The sequence below is a fragment of the Streptococcus suis genome (genome assembly GCF_002960425.1).
Taxonomy (GTDB): domain Bacteria; phylum Bacillota; class Bacilli; order Lactobacillales; family Streptococcaceae; genus Streptococcus; species Streptococcus suis_S.
Window position 1 is genome coordinate 25,235 of the sequence record NZ_POIZ01000052.1, and the last position, 15,000, is coordinate 40,234.

At 44.6% G+C, this 15,000-nt stretch carries 14 protein-coding genes and 1 tRNA gene; 10 read left to right on the forward strand and 5 right to left on the reverse strand.

Annotated elements, in window-relative coordinates:
• Positions 1 to 116 precede the first annotated feature (116 nt).
• Together C1G57_RS07110 and C1G57_RS07115 are read right to left on the reverse strand one after the other, a co-directional pair.
• A complete protein-coding gene (locus C1G57_RS07110) occupies positions 117 to 986 on the reverse strand; it encodes an RluA family pseudouridine synthase (protein ID WP_105114330.1) in 870 nt (289 codons plus the stop codon).
• Between the two features lies 1 nt (position 987).
• Entirely contained in the window at positions 988 to 1,956 is a 969-nt protein-coding gene (locus C1G57_RS07115) for an NAD(P)/FAD-dependent oxidoreductase (protein ID WP_105114331.1), read from the reverse strand.
• 217 nt (positions 1,957 to 2,173) lie between these two features.
• Between C1G57_RS07115 and pbp2a the strand changes: the two genes are divergently transcribed.
• The 4 genes from pbp2a to nusG all read left to right on the forward strand — a co-directional run bounded on the left by pbp2a (position 2,174) and on the right by nusG (position 5,394).
• Complete coding sequence (pbp2a, locus tag C1G57_RS07120) at positions 2,174 to 4,372, forward strand: penicillin-binding protein PBP2A (protein ID WP_105114479.1); 2,199 nt, start codon at positions 2,174 to 2,176, stop codon at positions 4,370 to 4,372.
• A 33-nt stretch (positions 4,373 to 4,405) separates the two neighbouring features.
• Positions 4,406 to 4,558, forward strand: coding sequence for a 50S ribosomal protein L33 (rpmG, locus tag C1G57_RS07125; protein ID WP_002940258.1), 153 nt, complete (start codon positions 4,406 to 4,408; stop codon positions 4,556 to 4,558).
• A 9-nt stretch (positions 4,559 to 4,567) separates the two neighbouring features.
• On the forward strand, positions 4,568 to 4,744 hold the full coding sequence (gene secE, locus C1G57_RS07130) for a preprotein translocase subunit SecE (RefSeq protein ID WP_105114332.1): 177 nt from the start codon (positions 4,568 to 4,570) through the stop codon (positions 4,742 to 4,744).
• Positions 4,745 to 4,854: 110 nt separating this feature from the next.
• Positions 4,855 to 5,394: a transcription termination/antitermination protein NusG gene (gene nusG, locus C1G57_RS07135; protein ID WP_002940254.1), complete on the forward strand. Its 540-nt coding sequence runs from the start codon at positions 4,855 to 4,857 to the stop codon at positions 5,392 to 5,394.
• 578 nt (positions 5,395 to 5,972) lie between these two features.
• On the opposite strand, the gene C1G57_RS07150 is transcribed toward nusG, so the two are convergent.
• Positions 5,973 to 6,043 (reverse strand) — tRNA-Cys (locus C1G57_RS07150).
• A 182-nt stretch (positions 6,044 to 6,225) separates the two neighbouring features.
• Between C1G57_RS07150 and C1G57_RS07155 the strand changes: the two genes are divergently transcribed.
• From C1G57_RS07155 to tsf, 4 genes are all read left to right on the forward strand, one after another.
• Positions 6,226 to 7,350: a DUF6287 domain-containing protein gene (locus C1G57_RS07155; protein ID WP_105114334.1), complete on the forward strand. Its 1,125-nt coding sequence runs from the start codon at positions 6,226 to 6,228 to the stop codon at positions 7,348 to 7,350.
• Between the two features lie 20 nt (positions 7,351 to 7,370).
• Positions 7,371 to 8,369, forward strand: a complete 999-nt coding sequence (locus C1G57_RS07160) for a DUF4767 domain-containing protein (RefSeq protein WP_105114335.1) — start codon at positions 7,371 to 7,373, stop codon at positions 8,367 to 8,369.
• 201 nt (positions 8,370 to 8,570) lie between these two features.
• Positions 8,571 to 9,347, forward strand: a complete 777-nt coding sequence (gene rpsB, locus C1G57_RS07165; protein ID WP_012775356.1) for a 30S ribosomal protein S2 — start codon at positions 8,571 to 8,573, stop codon at positions 9,345 to 9,347.
• A gap of 158 nt (positions 9,348 to 9,505) precedes the next feature.
• Positions 9,506 to 10,546 carry a translation elongation factor Ts gene (gene tsf, locus C1G57_RS07170; RefSeq protein ID WP_105114336.1) on the forward strand — a complete coding sequence of 347 codons (1,041 nt, stop codon included), beginning with the start codon at positions 9,506 to 9,508 and terminating at the stop codon, positions 10,544 to 10,546.
• Positions 10,547 to 10,643: 97 nt separating this feature from the next.
• On the opposite strand, the gene C1G57_RS07175 is transcribed toward tsf, so the two are convergent.
• Both C1G57_RS07175 and C1G57_RS07180 read right to left on the reverse strand, forming a co-directional pair.
• Entirely contained in the window at positions 10,644 to 11,402 is a 759-nt protein-coding gene (locus C1G57_RS07175) for a GNAT family acetyltransferase (protein WP_105114337.1), read from the reverse strand.
• The gene (locus C1G57_RS07180; RefSeq protein ID WP_105114338.1) at positions 11,402 to 11,740 is read right to left on the reverse strand and encodes a thioredoxin domain-containing protein; all 339 of its coding nucleotides are present in this window, start codon (positions 11,738 to 11,740) and stop codon (positions 11,402 to 11,404) included. Before C1G57_RS07180 ends, C1G57_RS07175 begins: the two co-directional genes overlap by 1 nt.
• 282 nt (positions 11,741 to 12,022) lie before the next feature.
• Here C1G57_RS07180 and C1G57_RS07185 point away from each other — a divergent pair, with 282 nt between their 5' ends.
• The gene (locus C1G57_RS07185; protein WP_105114339.1) at positions 12,023 to 12,481 is read left to right on the forward strand and encodes a CtsR family transcriptional regulator; all 459 of its coding nucleotides are present in this window, start codon (positions 12,023 to 12,025) and stop codon (positions 12,479 to 12,481) included.
• 4 nt (positions 12,482 to 12,485) lie between these two features.
• The gene (locus C1G57_RS07190; RefSeq protein WP_105114340.1) at positions 12,486 to 14,936 is read left to right on the forward strand and encodes an ATP-dependent Clp protease ATP-binding subunit; all 2,451 of its coding nucleotides are present in this window, start codon (positions 12,486 to 12,488) and stop codon (positions 14,934 to 14,936) included.
• The last annotated feature ends 64 nt before the right edge of the window (positions 14,937 to 15,000 follow it).

The following is a 15,000-nucleotide window of genomic DNA, read 5'->3' on the forward strand; positions in this document are numbered from 1 at the left end:
AGTTTTAATTCCAGACAAGATCAACTTGTCTGGATTTTTTGGTTAGTGGAAACATAAAAAAATTCACTGGATTAGTCCAGTGAAATAGGGATATAGAACTCTAAGGGTGCAGCTGTTTATTTCATACTTCTCACTACTTTCTCAAAACTCTCCGATCGTGCTTCCACGCTGATTTCTTCAAGTGTCAGCGGGTGGGTCAGGCTGAGTTTTTGGGCATGGAGCATGAGGCGGGGGGCAGAAACTCGACTGTAAAGAGGGTCACCGATCAGGGCATGCCCATGATGAGCCAAATGCACCCGAATCTGATGGGTTCGCCCTGTTTGGAGACGACAAGAGATCAAGCTACTTTTGCCAAGGGTCTGCAAGAGTCGGACTTGGGTCAGAGCTGCCTGTCCCTTGCGGTTATCGACCACCCGCTTTCTGCGGTCGTGTCGGTCCCGTCCGATTTTATCGGTAATGGTCCAGTCAGTCTTTCTTAGCTGCCCTTGGCAGAGGGCCAGGTAGTCACGGTAGATGACCTTGTCCTCCAAAAGCCGATTGAGAATGGGCAGGATAAAGGGATTTTTGGCAAAGAGAATGGCTCCGCTGGTTTCCATATCGAGCCTGTGGACCACATAGCAGGTCTGGCCGACATAGGCAGATACATGGTTGAGCAGGGCAATTTCCGTCGGCTCATTTCCATGCGTCTTCATGCCTTCAGGCTTGTTGACGATAATCAAATGCTCATCTTGATAGAGTTCCTCCACCAAGTCTGCCTGTCCTAGAGGAATACTTTTTTCAGGATAATCTTCCTGGTCAAAGGTCAATTCTAACAAGTCGCCTGCGGTAATCGGGCTCTGCCAATTAATCAGCTCGCCATTGACACGGACATGTTTCTTGGTGCGGAGGAAGTGGCGGATTTTTCTGGGAATGAGAAAATAATCTTCCAAGACTTCCTTGACAGTCAGTTGGGGAAAGGCTTGGGGAATGCGAATATCAATTTTCATCTTATAGGCTGGTCGAGTGCTTGGGTTGTACTTTTTCATTTGGATTGAGGTAGTTCATGGCATTGTTAACAGCGGTTGGGGCTTCGCCCAATCCAGTCGCAATCAGGTCAATCTTGCCTTCGTAGAAGCAACAGTCACCGATGGCATAGATACCAGGGACAGAGGTTTCTTGCTTGCTGTTGACCACGATGCGGTGGCGATTGAGTTCCAAGCTCCATTCTTTCAGCGTTCCGACAGATGACTTGAAACCGTAGTTGACAAAGAGGTGGTCAAAAGATAGGGTCAGCTTGTTCTCGCTCTTTACCTTGTCAAAATCAATGGCAGAAGCTCTGCCATTTTCCCCAGAAAGCCCTTTAGGGATAAAAGGTGTGTGAATAGTAACGTTGGACTGCTTGAGCTCTTCCACGCTGTGCTCGAGGGCTCGGAAGTTGTCGCGACGGTGGACGATCTGGGTGGTTTTGGCGATTTTTTCAAAGGCCAGTGACCAATCGACCGCAGAGTCGCCGCCCCCCAAAACGACGATGTCCTTGTCGGCATACTGCTGGATGTTAGAAACGTGGTAGTGAACGTTATCAAAGCTGTCAGCACCATCAATTTCCAGCGGACGTGGCTTGAAGGCCCCGCCACCCATAGCGATAATTAGGGTCTTGGTCTGGTGGCTACCTTTGGTGGTTGTTAGGGTAATGGTTTCCCCAGGTTCGATAGCAGTCAGGGTCTCATTGAGGCAGATGGTGGTGTCAAATGGTGCCAGCTGGGCAAGAAGGTTGTCGGTCAACTCTTGTCCTGTCAGGCTGGGAAAGGCTGGAATGTCCAGAATAGCCTTCTCAGGATAGAGAATGGCAGGTTGGCCACCCAGTTGGGGAAGGGAGTCAATGATTTTGACCTTGGCTTGACGGAGGTGGGCGTAGAAGGCGGCAAAGAGACCGACTGGTCCGCCACCGATGATGGTAATGTCATATACTTGTGTCATGGGAATCCTCTTCTTTGTTCAGAATGACCCTATTTTATCATATTTTTGGAAAAAATTCCCCCTCACTCTCTGCTGTCACAAGGGGCAAGGGGGGCTTTTTCTTAGGGAAATGTGTAAAATGTAGTATAATGGAAAAAATTCACATAGAAAGGAAGAGACGATGGACCAGGATTTACAAGAAACCATCCAGTTAAAGGGATTAGATGAAAAAGAAAAAATGGATAAACCAGACCAGTCTGGACAAGACAGTCTAGGACAAGAGGGATTTTCCCGTCGTAGCCGTCGGGGAAGTGGCAAGTCTTTAGAAAAAAATAAGAAGAAATCCCGCATACCAGAGCCTATCCGCAAGTTCTGGCGTCGCTACCAGCTAACCAAGATTTTGATGATTGTGATTGGGGTCATGGTGTTGACCGTTGGTGGCTATCTCTTCTTCCTAGCCAAGACAGCTAATGTTGGGGATTTACAGGAAGCTCTCAAGGCTACCACCATTATCTACGATAAGGATGGAGCGGAAGCAGGCACCTTGTCTGGCCAAAAAGGGACTTATGTGGAGCTGGATGCGATTTCGGATCATATGGAAAATGCCATCATCGCGACGGAAGATAGGAGTTTTTATAAAAACTCAGGAATTAACTATCAGCGAACTATTCTAGCAGTCTTGACCTTGGGGCGTTCAGGTGGTGGTTCAACCATTACGCAGCAGTTAGCCAAGAATGCCTTTTTGACCCAGGACCAAACTATCAGCCGTAAGGCTAGAGAATATTTCCTTGCCCTTGAAATCAATAAAAAATACAGCAAACAGGAAATTCTGACCATGTACCTCAACAATGCTTACTTTGGCAATGGGGTTTGGGGAGTTGAAGATGCTAGTCAAAAGTATTTTGGTATTTCTGCTAGTGACTTGACGATCGAGCAATCTGCTGTTTTAGCAGGGATGCTTAAGGGTCCAGAAATTTATAATCCCTATTATTCCTTAGAAAATGCAATCAATCGCCGAGATACCGTCTTGCAAAATATGGTCAACGCTGGCTATATTGATCAGGCAACTGCCGATGCAGGTTTTCAAGTCGATTTAGCGAGCCAGTTAGCAGATACCTTTACTGGTAAACAAGATAACTATTCTTATCCATCTTACTTTGATGCGGTTATTGCTGAAGCGATTGATCGCTATGGCCTTAAAGAATCAGATATCATCAATAACGGCTATCGAATATATACCGAAATGGACCAAAATTCTCAAGCGAGTATGCAGGTTATCTTCAATGATGAAACTATGTTCCCGACTTCAAGTTATGATGGAACCTCGGCTCAAGCTGCAAGTGTAGCTTTGGATCCTGCAACTGGCGGGGTTCGAGCCTTGGTTGGGCGCGTGAATAGTTCGGAAGATGCTGTGTTTCGAACATTCAACTTTGCGACCCAAGCTAAGCGTAGTCCCGGTTCAACTATTAAGCCCCTTGTTGCCTATGCGCCAGCGGTAGCAGCGGGTTGGGCAATTGATACACCATTGGATAACCATACAGAAACCTATGGGGATTATACCTTACACAACTATGACTATTCAACTTCGGATACCATTCCAATGTACCAAGCTTTAGCTTTATCTTACAATCTGCCAGTTGCATATATTGTAAATACCTTTGGGATTGACAAAGCTTTTGAATTTGGTCAAAAGTTTGGTCTTGATATGGAAAATGTTGAAAAGGTACTTGGTGCGTCAATCGGATCAGGTGTGGAAACGAACCCCTTGCAAATGGCTCAGGCCTATAGTGCTTTTGCGAATGATGGTGTAATGAAGGATGCTCATCTAATTACACGTATTGAAACAGCGAGTGGAAAGGTATTGGCTCAGCATCGCGAGACAAGTACAAAAGTAATTGACCGCTCGGTTGCAGATAAAATGACCTCTATGATGCTTGGGACCTATACGAATGGTTTAGGTGTATCTGCAGATGCGACGAATTACTATCTTGCAGGAAAAACGGGAACAACCGAAACAAGTTTTGATGTAAATCTTGTTAATGACCAGTGGTATATTGCTTATACACCTGATTTGGTTATCAGTCAATGGGTTGGTTTTGAACAGACGGATGAGAATCATTACATTGATAGCAGTGGCTACTGGATGGCACCGGCCGTCTTTCAAACGGTTGCTAATTCGATCTTGCCTTACACAGCTGGGACACAGTTTGATGTAGAGAATGCCTATGTTCAAAATGGAATTGTAGAGGTTGCTGAAGAGTCCGTAACACAGTCTGAATTTGGAATCAATCAAAAGCAGGTGCAGGAGATTTCTGACCAGGCGCGAAACTTGATTGAGCAGACTAAGCAAAACTTGATTGATGCACAGTTGCCAGAGCGAGCAAAGACCTTGTGGGATAATATTACGTCTTGGTTTGAGGAGTTGTCAAATCCATAGAAACATGATAAAATAAAACAGATGGAGGGCTTTATGGCACTAAAAAAAGCAAGCCTAGCCTGTACTGTTTGTGGTTCTCGCAACTATTCGATTAGTCTGTCGAGTAATCCCAAGCCAACACGGTTAGAAGTAAATAAATTTTGTAAACATTGTGGACAATACACCGTTCACAAGGAAACCAGATAGGAGTAGCGCGTGAAATTTTTGAAAGATATTTTCCAGATTTTAAAAAAGACCGCTTGGCCAACTCGTAAGCAGAGCTGGAAGGACTTTGCCTCTGTTGTACAATACACAACATTTTTCGTGGCAATTGTTTATCTCTTTGACTTGATTTTGTCACGTGGTATCATGAGTTTAATCAATCTTTTCTAGAAAACACTTGCCATTTGTAAAATGGAAGTGATATAATAAAGAAAAGCGAAAGCCTTCGGGCTTTTTTTAGCGTCTAAAAATGCAGTGGTTCCATAGAAAGGAAGATAAAAATGTACGATAGTTTTGATAAGGGCTGGTTTGTTCTGCAAACTTATTCAGGATATGAGAACAAGGTCAAGGAGAATTTGCTCCAACGCGCCCACACTTACAATATGTTAGAAAATATCCTTCGTGTAGAAATTCCAACACAAACTGTTCAGGTTGAGAAGAACGGTGAGGTTAAGGAAGTAGAAGAAAATCGTTTCCCAGGTTACGTTTTGGTGGAAATGGTCATGACCGATGAAGCTTGGTTTGTAGTGCGTAACACACCAAACGTTACAGGTTTCGTGGGTTCACACGGTAACCGTTCAAAACCAACACCGCTCTTGGAAGAAGAAATCCGTCAAATCTTGGTGTCTATGGGTCAAACCGTTCAAGAATTTGATATTGATGTCAAAGTTGGCGACACTGTTCGTATCATTGACGGTGCCTTCACCGACTACACAGGTAAAATCACAGAAATTGACAACAACAAGGTCAAAATGGTCATCTCTATGTTTGGTAATGATACCATTGCTGAAGTTAACTTGAGCCAGATTGCTGAGTTGTAATTTATTCATGCTCCTCCTAGGTAATAGCCTGGGGGAGTTTTTTGATGGTTTATCGTCATTTAGTTTTTCTTTTATTACTTCGACGATCGAGGAAACGTCGTTTCCTTATTTCCAACTTCAAACACTCCACTGGAGTGTTTGAACTCGCCTTGCCTGATTTTGCAAAAGCGACTTGCTCCGCAAGTTTTATCTCCAACCTTGGACAGTTCATTGACTGTCCAAGCAGTCTGGGGGATACGAATAGTCCGGTGGAGTGAAACAGTTTGGGGAACTGTTTCAGCCTGAGCTTGAAAACAAAAAAGCGAAGTACATCAGCTGGTCACTTAGAAACAAGAAAGCATTGAGTTATGCCTGCAGCTGTTGACACAAACTTCGTTTGTTTCATCTCCAAGCTTCAAAGGCTCCCCGAACCTTTGAAGCGAGTACTAAAAGTAAACTAAAAGACTATAAAAAGACCCTGTCCAAAATCTGCCCACCAACTTTACCCGATTTAACCGAATTTAACCGAATGAAAAATCAAAAAAGCCCGATTTCTCGGGCTTTTGACTTGTATAAATTCGGATAAAATCCTATAATAAAGGCGGTAGACGGATTTGAACCGACGATCAAGCTTTTGCAGAGCCGTGCCTTACCACTTGGCTATACCGCCATAACAAAGAATATTGTACCTTAAATAGTGAAATTGGTCAAGTGGAAAAATGAACATTTATGGATAATGTAAATGCTAGTCACTAGCCAAAGGTTTTCCATAGTGGCAGGAAGGGGCTGTGAATATGGTCCAAGAGTGTCTATTTGTATTTTTGTAATCTATATTTTCATTTGGAGGTTTTTATGAAAAAATATCTAGCTTTTGCACTTGTCTGTGTAGCGATCTTATCAGCCTGTAGCAAGGTGAGTGTTCAGACGGAACAATCAGCTAGTTCGTCATCGACAACTCAGCAAAGTTCGACCAGTTCGAGTGAAGTCAAGAAGGGCGATAAGGAGCTTTATCAATCAGTCTTTTCTGATTATCAAGCCATTTTTGACTTTGCTGGTAGTGCGAATAAGAACAATGTAGAAAAGATGCTGGCGGTTTTGAAAAACTTACATACTCCTGTCAATTCTTGGGTGATGGAAAGTGCTGTATATGCACCATCCAACCTAGTCTACACCTTTTATGATCTCAACCAAGATGGTCAGAATGAACTGTTTATTGGTTCTGAAAATCCAGACGGCTCAGTATTTGTGACGGGCTTTTACGGGATCGTTGATGGTCAGGTTTCCTTGATTGCGGAAGGCTTTGTGGCTGGACATGGTGGTGCAAGGAGCGCGGTAGCCTTGTTCAATGATGGAGAATTTATCAGTTATGGCTGGAGCTCGGGAACAGGCGATGCTATTGGGATGCTGAAGGTTTTGGATGCAAATGGGCAAGTCACACAAGTATCTGAAAAAGAATTTCATATTCAAGATGAGATTGCAGCTGTCTTTGGTAAGAATGAATCTGACCTCTTAGCTCCTCGTCAGTTTGACTGGGAAGATTTTGAGTTTGACATGGCGGAAACAGAAACCAGCAGCTCAGACCAAGCGTTTGGTGTTCAGTCCATGAATTTAGAGCAGATCCAAGCAGGGAATTTTGCTAGTTTGGAAGGTGACTGGGTCAATGCGCGTGGTGATCGGATGGAGATTGATGGTCAGGGGAATGTGACCTACAACGGCGGAAGCAATACAGGTTTTGTCGATACGCAGGGTGCTAAATATGAAGGACAAGTGCTTATGGTCGGCATTACAAATCCCAATGCAATGGCTTCACCCACTATACCGACTTTGTTGATTCCAAAAGGAGTTCAGAATACCTATGGATTTTTAGACGGACATAGTGATCAGACGGATACTAGCAAGGATAGATTATTTAGTACCCAAAGCGTTACGACAACGGAAGGCTTTAGCCAGGGGGTCTTTTATCGAGTGGATGATTAGTTCAAGATAGGAGAGATAAAATGAAAAAGAATAGATTTATTTCAGGCTTGCTTTTGGGAGCCAGTGTCTGCATCTTGGTAGCCTGTGGCAGTCAGAAGCAAGAAGCAACTACGGCCTCTTCATCGACGTCATCTTCTAGTGCTAGCTCGACAAGTACTAGTTCCACGACATCAACCACAACTACCACTAGCTCTACATCAAGTAGTTCAAGTAGTCAGGTAGGTCCTTGGGATGCTGGCAAGGCAGAGGCCTTGAGGACGTTTGTGATTGACCAGTGGGGACCTTCTTTCTCGCCACCCCAATATTATGTATCCTATAGCCCAAGTCGTGCAGGGAACTTTTTTGGTGTGACCTTGCCGTCTGGAGTTTTGAGCGGTCCAGGTCAGCAAATGACACCTGATTTTCTAGGAGAAACCCCTGAACTTGTTTGGAGTGAAAATGGTCAAGTTGGAGCAGGGAAGATAGCCGTTGTAGGCATTTATTCGGATATTGAGAATACAAAATACCCAAGTGCCCACCTCTACCTCTTTACCATCAAGGACGGTCAGGTTATTGCTTGGATTACCGAGCAGAACCAGGGCAATCCAGAAAAACGACTTTATTTCCGACCAACTAAGAACCAGGAATTACAAGCCTTCTTTGAAAACTTGGTCCTCGGTGGAAGTTCAACAACAGCAACTGAAACCAGTTCAGCTACTGCTGTGAATGGATCAATAGACACCAAAAACTTGACAGTCGAACAGGCAGCTAATTGGGCCAAGGCACATGCGGCTACAAGATATGGCGCACCTTTCACGAAAGATGATTTTCTGTCACATGTGGTTACAAATGTTCAGTCATCTGACGGTCTGGTCTACATTGAAGTTAGAGAAGACCACAGTAGTCCGAATATGCAAGGTACCGATCCCAATGTAGCTCCAGCAGCAGGTTTTTACAGGATCAATGCTAACGGTCAGTTGGAAAAAATGGATGTTGTTGCAGGGACCTATACTGTAGTAGCTGAAACTTATTTTGAGTAGGGAATAGAAACAGCAAAGCATAGTAGATTTTTCAAGAATTTCTCTGCTATTTTACTTGAAAATAGTCAGGTATTCTGATATACTAATAGAGTTGCTGTGCAACAAATACTCATCTCGGACCAATTGTGGTCTTGTTGCCGAAAGGTTGGGCTGCAAGTCGAAGTCTGGGAGAGGAGAAAAAAACAAAAAGGAGAAATACTCATGGCAGTAATTTCAATGAAACAACTTCTTGAGGCTGGTGTACACTTTGGTCACCAAACTCGTCGCTGGAATCCTAAGATGGCTAAGTACATCTTCACAGAGCGTAACGGTATCCACGTTATCGACTTGCAACAAACTGTAAAATTGGCTGACCAAGCTTACGAATTCATCCGTGACGCTGCAGCAAACGACGCAGTTATCTTGTTCGTAGGTACTAAAAAACAAGCTGCTGAAGCTGTTAAAGACGAAGCTATCCGCGCTGGTCAATACTTCATCAACCACCGTTGGTTGGGTGGAACTCTTACAAACTGGGGTACAATCCAAAAACGTATCGCTCGTTTGAAAGAAATCAACCGTATGGAAGAAGATGGAACTTTCGAAGTGCTTCCTAAGAAAGAAGTAGCATTGTTGAACAAACAACGTGCTCGTCTTGAAAAATTCTTGGGCGGTATCGCTGACATGCCACGCATTCCAGACGTAATGTTCGTAGTTGACCCGCACAAAGAACAAATCGCTGTTAAAGAAGCTAAAAAATTGGGTATCCCAGTTGTAGCGATGGTTGACACAAACACAGATCCAGATGATATCGATGTAATCATCCCAGCTAACGATGACGCTATCCGCGCTGTTAAATTGATCACAGCTAAAATGGCTGACGCTATCATCGAAGGTAACCAAGGTGAAGATAGCGTAGCAGCAGTTGAAGCTGAATTGGCAGCTGAACCAGCATCTACAGAATCAATCGAAGAATTGGTTGAAGTTGTAGAAGGTAAATAAGTAACGAGGACCTTAAGAAAAGCCTTAGATTTGTCCAAATCCTAGCTTTTTAGTCCGAGTTCCATTTTACATCAGTTAGTAAACAAGAAAAAACAATCCTAGAGGGGCAGGGCTGAGCCCGCTCCTCTATTTTATAAATACAAACAAGGAGAATAGACATGGCAGAAATTACAGCAGCTCTCGTTAAAGAATTGCGTGAAAAATCAGGTGCTGGCGTTATGGACGCGAAAAAAGCATTGGTTGAAGTAGAAGGCGATATCGAAAAAGCGATTGAATTGCTTCGCGAAAAAGGTATGGCTAAGGCAGCTAAGAAAGCAGACCGTGTAGCAGCTGAAGGTTTGACAGGTGTTTACGTTGATGGTAACGTAGCAGCAGTTGTTGAAGTGAACGCTGAAACAGACTTCGTTGCGAAAAACGCTCAATTCGTTGAATTGGTAAACACTACTGCGAAAGTAATTGCAGAAGGTAAACCAGCTGACAACGAAGCAGCTCTTAAATTGACTATGCCTTCAGGTGAAACGCTTGAAGAAGCATACGTAAATGCAACTGCAACAATCGGTGAGAAAATCTCATTCCGTCGCTTTGCTTTGGTTGAAAAAACAGATGCTCAAGCATTTGGTGCATACCAACACAACGGCGGCCGTATCGGTGTTATCTCAGTTGTTGAAGGTGGCGACGAAACTCTTGCAAAACAAATCTCAATGCACATCGCTGCGATGAAACCAACTGTTCTTTCTTACACTGAATTGGATGAGCAATTCGTTAAAGATGAGTTGGCACAAATCAACCACAAAATCGAACAAGACAACGAAAGCCGTGCAATGGTTGACAAACCAGCATTGCCACTCTTGCAATATGGTTCAAAAGCTCAATTGACTGACGAAGTGATTGCTGCAGCTGAAGAGGCTATCAAAGCAGAATTGGCAGCAGAAGGCAAACCAGAAAAAATCTGGGACAAAATCATCCCAGGTAAAATGGATCGCTTCTTGCTTGACAACACTCAAGTTGACCAAGCTTACACTCTTCTTGCTCAAGTGTACATCATGGACGACAGCAAAACAGTTGAGGCTTACTTGAACTCAGTGAACGCTTCAGTTGTAGAATTTGCTCGTTTTGAAGTAGGTGAAGGTATCGAGAAAGCTTCAAACGACTTTGAAGCAGAAGTTGCAGCTACGATGGCAGCAGCTCTTGGTAAATAATCATATATAGAAGAACTTCCGAAAGGGAGTTCTTTTTGTAAAATCAGTCTTAGGGCTGATGTCTGAGCAGGTTGAGTGAGTTATACTATACTCAATCCTAAATATTTTTCATAATCTCCTTAAAAAGCACCGGCCTTGTGGTCGGTGCTTTTTGCTGGCTTTTTAAAATATAAGTATCCCAGCTAGACTTGTTTGGATGTCGGAATTGGTCAGCCAAGCGCATGGCGATAGGATCGCAGTCATCAGCTTCAAAGCTAATTTGCTGGTATTGTTCAAATAAGGAGCCAATAACTTGCTGAATGAAGTTATCAAAACTTCCACAATCTTTCCCACAGACATAGGCTATTTCATTGTTTTCTACAAAGGCCCAGTTTTCTGAGTCTGTATAAATCAGGTCAGGTAAATCTTTCTCGAAGTCTTCTTGACTGGCAGCCCAAGGATTGATGTCTTGGTGAACTGTTTGATAGTGGTCAAAAATTTGCTGACAGGCTATTTGATAAGGTGCGGTGCCTTTGCGGGCTATGTTTAGGTTGGTAGTGCCTGCTTGACCAAGGAAGTCTTGTTTGGTCACTTCAAACTCATAACATTTCCGCTTGCAGACAAAGCCAGATGCGGTGAGGAAATGGATTTTTTCCTGCTCTGCAGAAGAGAGCATAACCTGAAGAGGTTTTCCGCCTAAGGAAGTCTGTAGGGACTGGAAGAGTTGCTCTGCTATGGTGCAATCGTAATCGGCCAAATCCAGTCGAAGATAGGTATTGGTTTGGTGGTAGGGATTGTTGTAGCTGTGAATCTTGCCTAGTGGCCTTCCTTGATAAGAGATGTGGAAGGTGTTGGCTTGGTAGGAAATGTCTAGCATTAGTCCTCAATAAAAGCTGCAATCTCGTCTTCCGTCATGCTGGAGTCGCAACGGACTTGAACCCCAGAAGTTTTTGCGACGAGGAGGCCTGGTACAGTAGGGACTTGGTAGTGGTCGCGGAGGGCCTGGAGTTCAGGGCTGACTTGGCTGGAGTCAAGGAAGTGGACGGTCACTTCCTTGTCTTGGGCAACCTTGTGGAGTTTTGGGGCAAAACGGTTGCAGTAAGGGCAGGTGGCACGTCCGATGAAGAGAACGCCGCCTTCTTGAGCAGTGAGGAGGCTCTGTGCCTGCTCCACGGTTACGCTTGTAAAATCTTGGATGTAGTCTTGAAAGTTCATGATATAAGATATAAAGGGCGTTCAGCGGACACAGACAAAATAGGAAACAGAACGACGACGCAAGCGTCTAGTTCTCGTTTATCTTTTTGGCCCAGTCCGTAGCCCGTATTCAGTTCAACTAAATACGGAAGCCCTAGTCCTTTCTGTTTTTTCTTTTTATTATAGAAAATTTCGGAAGAGATTTCAAAATTCTGCTACGGCTGGGGCTAGGCTTTCGCTTTCAAATTTGGTGGATTTAAGGTATAATAATGGTCAAAGATAGTCAAAGAAAGAGGCGATACTATGGCGATGAAGAATACATCAGATTATATCGAAGAGCATATCAAAGCCATCTTGGACCAGGTCAATGTGGCAGAGTTGCGCCGCAGTGAATTGGCCAGTCGGTTTGAAGTGGTTCCCAGCCAGATAAACTATGTCATCAAGACCCGTTTTACAGCCAGCCGTGGTTATATTGTGGAAAGCAAGCGTGGTGGCGGTGGCTACATCCGCATTGGACGGATTACCTTTTCGGACAAGCACGAACTGGTCCATGATTTGTTAAAGAATATGGGAGAGCAACTGTCTGCAACAGTCTATGCAGATATTTTGCAGTTGCTGTTTGATGAGGACTTGATGACAGAACGGGAAGGTAATCTCTTTTTGGCAACGGGTTCGGATGAGGTCTTGGGCAGGGATGCGGATAGCATTCGCGCTCGGATGATGCGTCAAATATTACGGCGTTTAGATAGGAAAGAGGATTAAATTCATGAAAATTTCAACTGGTTTACAAAGGGTATTTGAAGATGCCCAGTTGGTCGCCCAGCGTTATGCCTGTGAGTATTTGGAAACCTGGCATATTCTCCTGTCCTTTGTCATCAATCACGATACGGTTGCAGGAGCTGTCTTGGCAGAATATCCTGTTTCGATTTCGGATTATGAACATGCGACCTTTGTCGTGACAGAGAAGGTCTATCGTGAAGACTTGGAGAGCTTCCGTATCTTGCCATCTTCGAAACGTTTGGATGAAACGGCAAGCTTGGCTAAAAAGATTGCGGAAGTGGTCAAGGCCAAGGAGCTGGGAACGGAACATCTTTTCCTAGCCATGCTCTTGAACAGACGGTCGACAGCCAGTCTGATTTTAGACAAGGTCGGTTTTCACTTTGAAGACTCTGATGATAAGATTCGTTTTGTGGACTTGCGTAAGAGTTTGGAAAGCCGTGCTGGTTTCACCAAAGAAGATATGAAGGCTGTTCGTGGCTTGATGAAGGTGGGTAAGGCCAAGCCTGCCAATGTTGGACAGATGATGGGCATGCCTCCAGGTCCGCAAACAGGTGGATTGGAGGACTATACCCGTGACTTGACTGCTCTGGCCCGCGAAGGCAAGATGGAGCCAGTCATTGGCCGTGATGCTGAGATTTCACGGATGATTCAAATCCTTTCCCGCAAGACAAAAAACAATCCAGTTTTGGTGGGGGATGCGGGTGTCGGTAAAACAGCCCTTGCTTTAGGTCTTGCCCAGCGTGTCGCTGCTGGAGATGTACCTGCTAGTCTGGCTCGGATGCGCGTCTTGGAGCTAGATTTGATGAATGTCGTTGCAGGGACTCGTTTCCGTGGTGACTTCGAAGAGCGGATGAACAATATCATCAACGACATTGAGGAAGATGGTCAAGTTATCCTTTTCATTGACGAGCTGCATACCATTATGGGTTCTGGCTCTGGGATTGATTCGACTTTGGATGCGGCCAATATTCTCAAACCAGCTCTGGCTCGTGGTACCCTACGTACAGTTGGGGCGACTACTCAAACGGAGTATCAGAAGCATATTGAGAAGGACGCGGCCTTGGTTCGCCGTTTCGCCAAGGTGACCATTGAAGAACCAACAGTTGAGGACAGTATTACCATTTTGACAGGCCTTAAAGGGACTTTTGAGAAATACCATAGGGTCCGTATTGGAGATACTGCTGTTGAAACTGCTGTCATCTACGCTAAGCGATATTTGACCAGCAAAAATCTGCCAGATTCTGCCATTGACCTGCTAGATGAAGCCAGTGCGACAGTACAAAATCGGGTGAAAGGTCAGGCAGAAGAAACAGGTCTGACCAGCATTGATAAAGCGCTGATGGCTCGAAAATACAAGACCGCCAGCAAGCTCTTACTTGAGGCAAAAGAAGCTGCGAAGACAAGTCAACACTATGACTTAGAAGTGACGGAGGAGGATGTTTTAGAAACCCTCAGTCGCTTGTCTGGTATTCCTGTAGCCAAGCTTAGTCAGTCAGATACCAAGAAGTATTTGAACCTGGAAGCAGAATTGCATAAACGTGTCATCGGCCAAGAAGAAGCCATTTCTGCAGTCAGCAGGGCCATTCGCCGTAATCAGTCAGGTATTCGGACGGGTCGCAGACCGATTGGTTCCTTCATGTTCCTGGGGCCAACAGGTGTCGGTAAGACAGAGCTTGCCAAGGCATTGGCTGAAGTCCTCTTTGATGATGAGTCAGCCCTTATTCGCTTTGACATGTCTGAATACATGGAGAAATTTGCAGCCAGCCGTTTAAACGGTGCCCCTCCGGGCTACGTGGGTTATGAAGAGGGTGGCGAATTGACAGAAAAAGTTCGGAACAAACCTTATTCTGTTCTTCTCTTTGACGAGGTTGAAAAAGCCCATCCAGATATTTTCAACGTGCTCTTACAGGTCTTGGATGATGGTGTCTTGACGGACAGTAAGGGACGCAAGGTTGATTTCTCCAATACCATTATCATCATGACCTCAAACCTTGGAGCAACAGCCCTTCGGGATGATAAGACAGTTGGCTTTGGTGCCCTTGATTTGTCTAAGGACCACAAGGAAGTGGAGAAACGCATTTTTGAGGAATTGAAAAAAGCCTATCGTCCAGAATTTATCAACCGTATTGACGAGAAAGTTGTCTTCCATAGCCTGACGGAAACGCACATGCAGGATGTGGTCAAGGTCATGGTTAAACCGTTGTTAGCTGTAACAGCTGAGAAAGGAATTACCCTTAAACTGCAACCGTCCGCCCTCAAGTTATTGGCTAAACAAGGTTACGATCCAGAAATGGGTGCTCGTCCTCTTCGTAGACTCTTGCAGACCAAATTGGAAGACCCATTGGCAGAACTCTTGCTCCGTGGTGACTTGGCTACTGGTTCGACCTTGAAGGTTGGGGTAAAGGGCGAAGAACTCAAATTTGATGTGGTCAAATAGGAGGAAAAATGGTAGAACTAAGACCGCTTTTAGAAGCAGATTGTGAGGACTTTATCTGCCGCAA

What these genes read in the sequence shown, in the direction of transcription:
- C1G57_RS07155 (WP_105114334.1), top strand. Translation starts at nt 6,226, where the DNA reads ATGAAAAAATATCTAGCTTTTGCACTTGTCTGTGTAGCGATCTTATCA.
- C1G57_RS07115 (WP_105114331.1), bottom strand. Translation starts at nt 1,956, where the DNA reads ATGACACAAGTATATGACATTACCATCATCGGTGGCGGACCAGTCGGT.
- C1G57_RS07160 (WP_105114335.1), top strand. Translation starts at nt 7,371, where the DNA reads ATGAAAAAGAATAGATTTATTTCAGGCTTGCTTTTGGGAGCCAGTGTC.
- C1G57_RS07110 (WP_105114330.1), bottom strand. Translation starts at nt 986, where the DNA reads ATGAAAATTGATATTCGCATTCCCCAAGCCTTTCCCCAACTGACTGTC.
- C1G57_RS07190 (WP_105114340.1), top strand. Translation starts at nt 12,486, where the DNA reads ATGAAAATTTCAACTGGTTTACAAAGGGTATTTGAAGATGCCCAGTTG.
- rpmG (WP_002940258.1), top strand. Translation starts at nt 4,406, where the DNA reads ATGGCACTAAAAAAAGCAAGCCTAGCCTGTACTGTTTGTGGTTCTCGC.
- nusG (WP_002940254.1), top strand. Translation starts at nt 4,855, where the DNA reads ATGTACGATAGTTTTGATAAGGGCTGGTTTGTTCTGCAAACTTATTCA.
- tsf (WP_105114336.1), top strand. Translation starts at nt 9,506, where the DNA reads ATGGCAGAAATTACAGCAGCTCTCGTTAAAGAATTGCGTGAAAAATCA.
- C1G57_RS07180 (WP_105114338.1), bottom strand. Translation starts at nt 11,740, where the DNA reads ATGAACTTTCAAGACTACATCCAAGATTTTACAAGCGTAACCGTGGAG.
- C1G57_RS07185 (WP_105114339.1), top strand. Translation starts at nt 12,023, where the DNA reads ATGGCGATGAAGAATACATCAGATTATATCGAAGAGCATATCAAAGCC.
- C1G57_RS07175 (WP_105114337.1), bottom strand. Translation starts at nt 11,402, where the DNA reads ATGCTAGACATTTCCTACCAAGCCAACACCTTCCACATCTCTTATCAA.
- pbp2a (WP_105114479.1), top strand. Translation starts at nt 2,174, where the DNA reads ATGGATAAACCAGACCAGTCTGGACAAGACAGTCTAGGACAAGAGGGA.
- rpsB (WP_012775356.1), top strand. Translation starts at nt 8,571, where the DNA reads ATGGCAGTAATTTCAATGAAACAACTTCTTGAGGCTGGTGTACACTTT.